This window comes from Streptomyces sp. NPDC001093 (assembly GCF_040298985.1).
GTDB lineage: Bacteria > Actinomycetota > Actinomycetes > Streptomycetales > Streptomycetaceae > Streptomyces.
In genome coordinates this window covers 143,697-151,942 of record NZ_JBEPBF010000004.1, presented here as the reverse complement: position 1 = coordinate 151,942, position 8,246 = coordinate 143,697, and the positions used below count along the sequence as shown (strand labels likewise).

At 70.7% G+C, this 8,246-nt stretch carries 7 protein-coding genes, 1 tRNA gene and 1 pseudogene; 5 read left to right on the top strand and 4 right to left on the bottom strand.

Annotated features, from left to right (window positions below; all coding sequences use genetic code 11):
* Positions 1-192 precede the first annotated feature (192 nt).
* A complete protein-coding gene (locus ABT288_RS04325; RefSeq protein ID WP_351602601.1) occupies positions 193-660 on the bottom strand; it encodes a GatB/YqeY domain-containing protein in 468 nt (155 codons plus the stop codon).
* A 114-nt stretch (positions 661-774) separates the two neighbouring features.
* On the opposite strand from ABT288_RS04325, the gene ABT288_RS04320 reads away from it, so the two are divergent.
* The 4 genes from ABT288_RS04320 to ABT288_RS04300 all read left to right on the top strand — a co-directional run bounded on the left by ABT288_RS04320 (position 775) and on the right by ABT288_RS04300 (position 4,857).
* A complete protein-coding gene (locus ABT288_RS04320) occupies positions 775-1,698 on the top strand; it encodes a metallophosphoesterase (RefSeq protein ID WP_351602600.1) in 924 nt (307 codons plus the stop codon).
* 265 nt (positions 1,699-1,963) lie between these two features.
* Complete coding sequence (locus ABT288_RS04315; RefSeq protein ID WP_351602598.1) at positions 1,964-2,722, top strand: Pr6Pr family membrane protein; 759 nt, start codon at positions 1,964-1,966, stop codon at positions 2,720-2,722.
* Between the two features lie 65 nt (positions 2,723-2,787).
* A tRNA-Pro gene (locus tag ABT288_RS04310) sits at positions 2,788-2,861 on the top strand.
* A gap of 466 nt (positions 2,862-3,327) precedes the next feature.
* A complete protein-coding gene (locus tag ABT288_RS04300) occupies positions 3,328-4,857 on the top strand; it encodes a hypothetical protein (protein ID WP_351602597.1) in 1,530 nt (509 codons plus the stop codon).
* Positions 4,858-5,008: 151 nt separating this feature from the next.
* Here the strand turns inward: ABT288_RS04300 and ABT288_RS04295 are convergent, their stop codons facing one another.
* The gene (locus tag ABT288_RS04295) at positions 5,009-5,371 is read right to left on the bottom strand and encodes a hypothetical protein (RefSeq protein ID WP_351602596.1); all 363 of its coding nucleotides are present in this window, start codon (positions 5,369-5,371) and stop codon (positions 5,009-5,011) included.
* A 235-nt stretch (positions 5,372-5,606) separates the two neighbouring features.
* Between ABT288_RS04295 and ABT288_RS04290 the strand changes: the two are divergent.
* A pseudogene (locus ABT288_RS04290) lies at positions 5,607-5,975 on the top strand (SRPBCC family protein); the annotation flags it as partial.
* Here ABT288_RS04290 and serB read toward each other — a convergent pair.
* Both serB and ABT288_RS04280 read right to left on the bottom strand, forming a co-directional pair.
* Positions 5,879-7,189 carry a phosphoserine phosphatase SerB gene (serB, locus tag ABT288_RS04285; RefSeq protein ID WP_351602595.1) on the bottom strand — a complete coding sequence of 437 codons (1,311 nt, stop codon included), beginning with the start codon at positions 7,187-7,189 and terminating at the stop codon, positions 5,879-5,881. The pseudogene ABT288_RS04290 and the gene serB sit on opposite strands and share 97 nt — an antisense overlap.
* Before the next feature lie 24 nt (positions 7,190-7,213).
* The gene (locus ABT288_RS04280; RefSeq protein WP_351602594.1) at positions 7,214-8,137 is read right to left on the bottom strand and encodes a LysR family transcriptional regulator; all 924 of its coding nucleotides are present in this window, start codon (positions 8,135-8,137) and stop codon (positions 7,214-7,216) included.
* Between the last annotated feature and the right edge of the window lie 109 nt (positions 8,138-8,246).

Sequence of the window (8,246 nt, the reverse complement as noted above, 5' to 3'; positions counted from 1 at the left end):
GGTACCGTCGGTGTGGGGGCGCCCCCGGGCGGCGGCCGCCCGGGGCCCGCCGGGGGGGGCGCCCCCCCCCGCCGCCGTACATATCGCCCCGTGGAGCCCAGGACATATCTGCCCGTAGTGGCCCCGGGGTGCCCCGGGACATGTCCGCCCTTGGCGCCCGGGGCACATCTGCACGTGGCGCCCGGGGTCGGGTCAGCCCTGGAGCAGCTTCTTCACCGCCGCGGCCACGCGGCCGCCCTCTGCCTGGCCGGCCACCTTGGGGTTCACGATCTTCATGACGGCGCCCATGGCCCGCGGTCCCTCGGCGCCGGCCGCCCTGGCCTCTTCCACGGCCTGGGCGACGATCGCGTTCAGTTCGTCGTCGGACAGCTGCTTGGGCAGGTACTCGGCGAGCACGTCGCCCTCCGCCTTCTCCCGCTCGGCCTGCTCGGCGCGTCCGCCCTGCGCGAACGCCTCCGCGGCCTCCCGGCGCTTCTTCGCCTCGCGGGTGATCACCTTGAGAACCTCGTCGTCGGAGAGCTCCCGCTTCTCCTTGCCCGCGACCTCCTCCTTGGTGATCGCGGCCAGCGTCAGCCGGAGCGTCGAGGAGCGGAGCTCGTCGCGCCCCTTGATCGCGGCGTTGAGGTCGTCGTGCAGCTTCGACTTGAGCGTGGTGGTCATGGGACCGATTGTCGCAGGTGTGCTGCGGTAAACGCCCGTTGATTTAAGGGGAACGCCCGTCGACCGACAGGCATCGGGTCTCGTCGGTGTCTGCGCGTCTGACACGATGGACGTATGCGCGCGCGATACGGAGTACCCCTGGGAATCATGGCGGCAGGCGCCGCCGGTCTGGCGTACGCGGCGGGCTTCGAGGCCCGCTCCTTCCGCCTGCGACGGGTGACGGTCCCCGTCCTCCCGCCGGGTATGCGTCCGCTGCGCGTACTCCAGGTCTCCGACATCCACATGGTGAGCGGCCAGCGCAAGAAGCAGCGGTGGCTGCGGTCGCTGGCGGGCCTGCGCCCGGACTTCGTGATCAACACGGGCGACAACCTGTCGGACCCGGAAGGGGTCCCCGAGGTCATGGACGCCCTGGGCCCCCTGATGGAGTTCCCGGGCGCGTACGTCTTCGGCTCCAACGACTACTACGGCCCCCGACTCCGCAACCCCGCCCGCTACTTGCTGGAGAAGACGAGCGGTCGGCACGGCCTGAACGGCAACCCGCCGGCGGTCGGCGTCGTCCACAACCCGTGGGAGGACCTGCGCGACGGCTTCGACGGGGCGGGCTGGCTGAACCTGACGAACACCCGGGGTGTCCTGAAGGTCGAGGGCGTGTCGATCGAGCTGACGGGCCTCGACGACCCGCACATCAAGCGCGACCGCTACGCACGGGTGGCCGGCGGCCCCTCGGCGACGTACGACTTCTCGATGGGCGTGGTGCACGCGCCGTACCTGCGAGTGCTGGACGCGTACGCGGCGGACGGCTACCCGCTGGTCCTGGCCGGCCACACGCACGGCGGCCAGCTGTGCATCCCCTTCTACGGCGCGCTGGTCACCAACTGCGACCTGGACACGGACCGGGTGAAGGGCCTGTCCACCCACACGGCGGACGGCCACACCTCCTACCTCCACGTCTCGGCGGGCTGCGGCACCAACCGCTACACCCCGGTCCGCTTCGCGTGCCCGCCGGAGGCGACGCTGCTGACGCTGGTGGAGCGATAGAGGAGCCGGGCCGGTCGCACACCACTCGGGCACCCGGAGATGCCTCGGTACCACTCGGGTGTACTGCACTCGGGGGTGTACCCGACCGCGGTCGTATCCCCATCGGGTCGTAACCCACCGGGCTCGTAACCCACCGGGCTCGTAACCCACCGGGCTCGTAACCCGCCTGCGGTCGTAACCCACCGCGGTCGTATCCCCATCGGGTCGTAACCCACCCGGACTACGCCACATGGCCCCGCCCCTCCCCCGCTCCTAGCGTGAGGGCATGACCGCCCCGATACCCAGGGAGATCCCGGACCTGCCCGCGGTCCCGGCCACGCCCCTGCTGCTGCCCTCCCCGGTCCCGGCCACGGCCGTGGTGGCGCCGGTCCGCCGCCCCATGGTCGCGCTCTTCCGCCTCCTGACCGCCCTGGCGGCGGCAGGGGGCGTGGCCCTGGAGCTCCTGCTCGGTACCCCGGCCCGCATCCTGAGCTACTTCGGCGTCCAGGCCGGCCTCCTGCTGGCCGTCGTCATGCTCCTGTCGGCATCACGGGCCCTGCGCGCCCGCCGCCCCCTCCCCTCCTCTGTGACAGGCGCCATACTCCTCTACGCCGTGATCTCGGCCCTCGTCTACCACCTGCTGCTGGCCCACACGACGCCCCCGTTCTCCATGACCGGCGCGACGACGGCCCCGGTGCGCTGGCACGGCCAGTGGGCGACCCTCCAGATCCTCCACACGCTGGTACCGGCGGCGGCCGTGCTGGACTGGCTGCTGCTGACGCCCTCGGCCCGCCTGCACCTCCGCCAGGCGGCCACCTGGCTCCTGTACCCCCTGGCCTACCTGGCCTTCTACCTGATCCGAGGGGCCTTCCTCGCCCCCACGAACCCCTCCCGCTACCTCTACCCCTTCCTGGACGCGGCCACCCACGGCTACCGCAGCACCCTGGCGAACGCCCTCCTGCTGGGCCTCGCGATGTACGCCCTGGCCGTCCTCCTCGTGGCCCTGGACCACACCCGCCCGACCCCGGTCCGCCGCCGCGTCTAAACCGGATTTCGTCTACAGCCACCGGTGGGCTAAAGTAAACGTCGTCGCCGCGAGAGCAGCGACATCGGGGTGTAGCGCAGCTTGGCAGCGCGCTTCGTTCGGGACGAAGAGGTCGTGGGTTCAAATCCCGCCACCCCGACGCTGGTCAGAGGCCGCATACCAAGATTGGTATGCGGCCTCTGACGTGCTCGGGGGGCCAAACAGGGGGCCAAAGACTTCCGATCAAGCCTCGTAGGCGGTCGCCTGGCGCCGCTGGGCAAAGATCACGTCCATGGCTTCCGCGCCCTCGGTGATGACCGGCCGGAGCTGCTTCCGGTAGACCGCCTCCATGGTCGCCTGACTGCTGTGCCCGACAAGCTGCGCGATGCGACCTTGGACCCACTGCTCGGAGGCGCTTACGCACGCCCGGGTACGCGGCGCGCCACCTCGAGCGAAGAACCGCACGCCTGCCCTCAGTGCGCTGGTCGGCTCGTGGGGGCGGAGGCGCAGGTGCGCGGTGCGAGCCGGGGAGCGGGCTCGGCGCTCGCCGGTGGGAGGCCGGTGAGGGCCATGTGTCCCCCGTGCGCTACGGTGACTCGTTTTTGTCGCGCACCTAGGGGGGTTCGATGCGGCGAATCACAGCAGCCGCGAGTGTCGTCACCGTACTCGCGTCACTTCTCCTGGCCGGCGCCTCGACGGCGTCGGCGGCCACCGGGTCACTCACCGTCACGACGCTGGACCGGAGCGGCAAACCGGTCTACGCCCAAGTGGAGGTCTTCAACCCGAAAACGTTCGACTTCCGCATCATCGAAAGCAACAAGGCGACGTCGCTGCCCGACGGCAGCTACGAGCTCGTCACGTCTTTCGGTGATGCCGGAGACGAGCGTGCCACCGTCGGCGGTCACAGTGTGACGGTCTCCGGGTCCACGAAGACCACGTTCGACGCCCGGCAGGGCCGCCCGGTCAATGTCTCGCTCAGCCCGAACCCGGGCACCGGATACGACCACACGGTCAGCGCGTACGTCTGCACCTCCGACAACGGCCCGGCGAACATGGGCACGTCGGCGCCGGCGGGTGACCTGTACGTCATCCCGACGAGCAGCAGGGCGTACGAGCTGTCCTACGGCACCACGTACCAGCCGCAGTCGGCGACCGGCGGGGACTTCTGGCTGGCGTCCGCCACGCACACGGGCGGCGTGCCGTCCGGGATGTCGGCGACGCTCAAGCAGTCCGGGCTGACGGCCCTGAAGGTGTCCGCCCGTTCGGGCCCCGACAGCGGACAGGCGCGGTTCTCGTTCGACTACCAGGCGACGACGAGCACCGACAGCTGCTCGATGTCCACGAACTCACTCCAGTTCCAGCGGGAGCTGCCCAACTACTTCACCGCTCACCTCCCGCCCGGCCAATGGGAGGTGGGCCAGCAGAGCCACGACTTCGTCTTCGACGGGTTCCACAACTACGTGGCCGGCAGGACGACCTCGCTGACCCTCGGCCACGCGGTCTGGGGCCCCGGCGGACGGCTGCCCAACACCTGGTACCACCAGCTGTACTTCGGGTCCATCAACCCGTTCGCAGACCCGACCCTCCCGGATGGCGGAACGCTGGGCACCGGCACCGTGACGCTGACCCACGCGGGCAGGACGCTCTACTCGCACACCTACGCCCACTCGGACGGCATCGACGCGCATCCGCGGATCCCCGAGGCGGGCTGGTACACCGTCAGTGAAGTCGGCCGACGCACCCTGCCGTCCGGTTCGCTGTCGACCACGTCCAGCCTCACCCTGCACTTCTACGCGGACCCCAGCAAGAACGACCAGATCCGGGACTACATCACCCGGTTCTGGCCCGACGCCCTGAACACCAGGAACCAGGCGGCCCCTGGGTCAATCACGACCGTCGTCCTCGGCATGCAGCGCAACGGCACCGACGACGGCACAGTGAGCCAGCTGTCGGACAGCGTGAAGTCCGTGCACGCCTGGTACACCACCGACAACGGCACCACCTGGCACGCCACCACCGCGAAGCCGTCCGGCGGCAACTGGACCATCGCCGTCCACAACCCGGCCTCCGGCCGCGTCGGCCTGCGCTCGACGGTCACCGACACCCACGGCGACAGCTCGACGACCACGGTGTACAACGCGTACGCCGTGAGCTGAAGGCCACCACCTCCCGCTGCCACACCGGCGGCCCGCCCGAGGGATTTCCCCGGACGGGCCGCCGCCCGGCGATCGGGGCAGGAGCAGGAGCAGGAGCAGGAGCAGGAGCAGGCCAGGATCGAACTCCTCGAGCGGGTGTCGAGGACCGACGTCATTCCTCGCTGTGCTGGGCGAACACCTGCTGCTGTTCGTCCCGCCAGTTCCAGTTGGCCGGCCGGGAGAAGGGCAGGCTTCGGGCAAGGCCGGAGAACTGGTCGGATGGCTCCCGGCTGGCCTTGTTCACCACGATCGCGGAGAGCATCGGTGCTCGTCCGTCCTCGTTGCGGTGGAGGCAGACATCCTTGAGCAGGTAGGTCATGACTCCGCGGTGAGGCGGGACGGAGTCGAAGCCCTGTGCCGCCAACTCGGCGCTCAGCTCCCCGTACGTGATGGTCTGCCCCTGCCGGGCCCGCTTCCGCAGGATCTCCACGGCCGCTTCGACCGCAGCCGGGTACTCCGGGTCCTTGATCTTCATTGCCCCTCCCCCATCGCCTGGACACTGCCCCGCCTGCGCAGCGTACCGGCGCGTGCCGGCCATGCTGCCCGGCGCAGCTCAGGCCGCGCCGACAGCGTCCCCGTCTGCGGACCATCGGCGCAGGTGAGCGGTACGGCGGCCCGGTCATCCGACCGGCGCGGCCTGCGCGCTTGCGGCTCGACGAGGCCGTTGCGGATCAGGGCCCGGTGGACCGTGCCGGGATAGCGTTGAGGTCATGGCCGTCGATGTCCTCACCGAGACCGTGATCGCCCGTCCCTGTGCGGAGGTCGCCGCCTACGCCGGGGATCCGACCAACGCGCCCAACTGGTACGCCAACATCGTCTCGGTTCGCTGGCGGACGTCACCGCCGCTCGCCGTGGGCTCGAAGCTCGACTTCGTCGCCCGCTTCCTGGGGCGCACCCTGACCTACACGTACGAGGTCGTCGAGCACTCCTCCGAACGACTCGTGATGCGCACCGCGCAGGGGCCGTTTCCCATGGAGACGACCTACACCTGGCAGCCGGTGGACGCTGACCACACCCGGATGACGCTGCGCAACCGCGGCGAGCCGTCCGGCCTTGCCAAAGTGAGCGCACCGATGATGGCTGCGGCTGTGCGGCGGGCCAACGTCAAGGATCTGGCCGCATTGAAAGGGCTGCTGGAAGGCGCCCACGCCTGACGACTGCAACCGACGCTCACCGGCTGGCTGCACTCCGCCCCCGAATCACTGTCGCCGGAACTCCTGATCGCCACGGTGCGGGACAGCGGGATGCGGGCCTCGTGGGCGTAGCGCCGCAGCAGACGTGCCTTGGCCGCACGGTCGACGATGTCACCGACCAGCCGCCCGGTGAACCTCCCGTCCGCGACCTCAAGGGTGTTGGCGGCGGCGAAGTCGAGGTCCAGGAGTTCCGTGAGGTGATCGGTCACCTGCGTGAAGCCGCCGGACACCACACCGACCCGGTGGCCGAGCCGCCGCAGGCTGCGCACCAGGGTGCGGGCGCCGGGCGTCAGCCGTACCTCGGAGCGCACCTGGTCCACCACCGAGGCGTCGAGACCGGCGAGGAGGGCCACTCGCGCACGCAGTGACTGGGCGAAGTCGAGCTCTCCGCGCATGGCCGCCTCGGTCACCTCCGCGACCTGCGGGCCGCATCCCGCGTGGCGGGCGAAGAGATCGACGACCTCGTCCTGGATGAGTGTCGAGTCGACGTCCAGTACGACGAGACGGCGGTCGTGGGGGGAGCGCGGACCGGCCGTCGTGTGCTCCATGCGCTCGACGGACAGACCCGTGCCCTCCTGACCGGCGAAGGGGGACAGTGCGGCGCGCAGCGTGCCCGTGTCCGTGCCGGACACGACGAACTCGACCGCGGACACGGGTGCGGTGGCGGCCCCGGTCAGCGGGGTGATGCGGTCGAGACGGCCGCCCGCGTCGGTGATCCGGCGGCAGATCGCGGCCGCGGTGCTCGCGCTGAGCCGCTGGGCCACTACGGTGGCGCGGCACCGTGACGTCCGCAGCGATGGCGGACTCCCGTGGCCGGAGGACACTTCGGCGTACAGCTCACGTGCCGCCGCCCAGTCCCGTACGGCGGTGCGCAGCAGGCCCTCGGCGTCCGTCCGTACGGTCAGGACGCGGGCGGACAGGGCGACGTGCTCGCGGGTACGCACCTTCTCGAGGTCCATGACGGTGGTCCCGAACGCGGCCAGACTGCTGAACAGGCTTGCCGCCATGTCGGCCTGGTCCCGGCCGAAGACACTCACGAGCAGGGTGGAGCCGGGCGGGGCACCGTTCGGGGACAGGGGCCCGGCGATGAGGTCTGACATGGGCTTGTCGTCCTCGCGATCGAGTCAGGCCGCCGCGGCCGGGCGCGCGGCGAGACGGCGGGCGGGGAGACGGGAGGACGGGGGACGGTGGTGGTCGGCGAAGGCGCGGCCGGCCACGTCGACGAACCGCCGCGCGAGCGGATCGGCTCCCTGCACGGGGTGGACGAGCGACAAGGGCACCGTCGGCGCGCCGTAGAGCGGGATGAACCGCACGGCGGGGTGCAGCCGGCGGCGCAGCACCAGCTCGGGGGCCACCCCGATGCCCCGGCCCGCCGCGACGAGTTCGAGCCACTCGTCGAAATTGCTGCAGGAGACCGTCGCCGACGGACGGTTGTCCTCCGGCCAGTCCTCCGTGGTGATGATGCCGCTCACCGTGTTCATCACCAGCGGCTGCTCGGCGAGTTCGGCCCAGGCCAGCCGCTTCCGCCGGGCCAGGAGCGAACCGACCGGCACCGCCGCGACCTGGCCCTCCTCCCCGAGCCGCACCACCCGCATGCCCGGCGTGCCGGCGTCGCCCCGCAGCAGTGCCACGTCGACGACACCGTGGCCGACCCCGGCCAGCCGCTCGTCGTTGCGCACCAGCGAGACGGGAACGCCGGTCTCCGACTCGAACCGCGCCATGGCCTCCTGCACCCAGCCGTCGGGCAGCAGCCAGGTGAATCCCAGCCGCAGCACGGCGTCGTCGGTGTGGCGGGACAGCGCGAGTTCGAGACGAGGGATGAGTTCGTGCAGCTCGGCGCGCAGTTCCTGGCCGGCGGGGCTGAGCCGTACCATCCTGGTCGTGCGGTCCAGCAGGCGGACGTTCATCGCCTGTTCGAGGCGGACGATGCTCCGCGTGAGACTGGGTTGAGTGGTCCCGAGCGTCGCGGCAGCCTGGGTGAAGCTGAGCGATTCGGAGACCGCGAGGAAGGCTCGCAGATGGCGGATCCCCACATCCGTCCAGGCCAACGCCAACTCCTTGTCCTTGTGGGTGCGATGAGTTCCGTGATGGCGCAGATGACCCAAGGAGACTAGGAGCCGGGCACGGACGCGGGACGGTTTCCGCTTCCAAGGATTC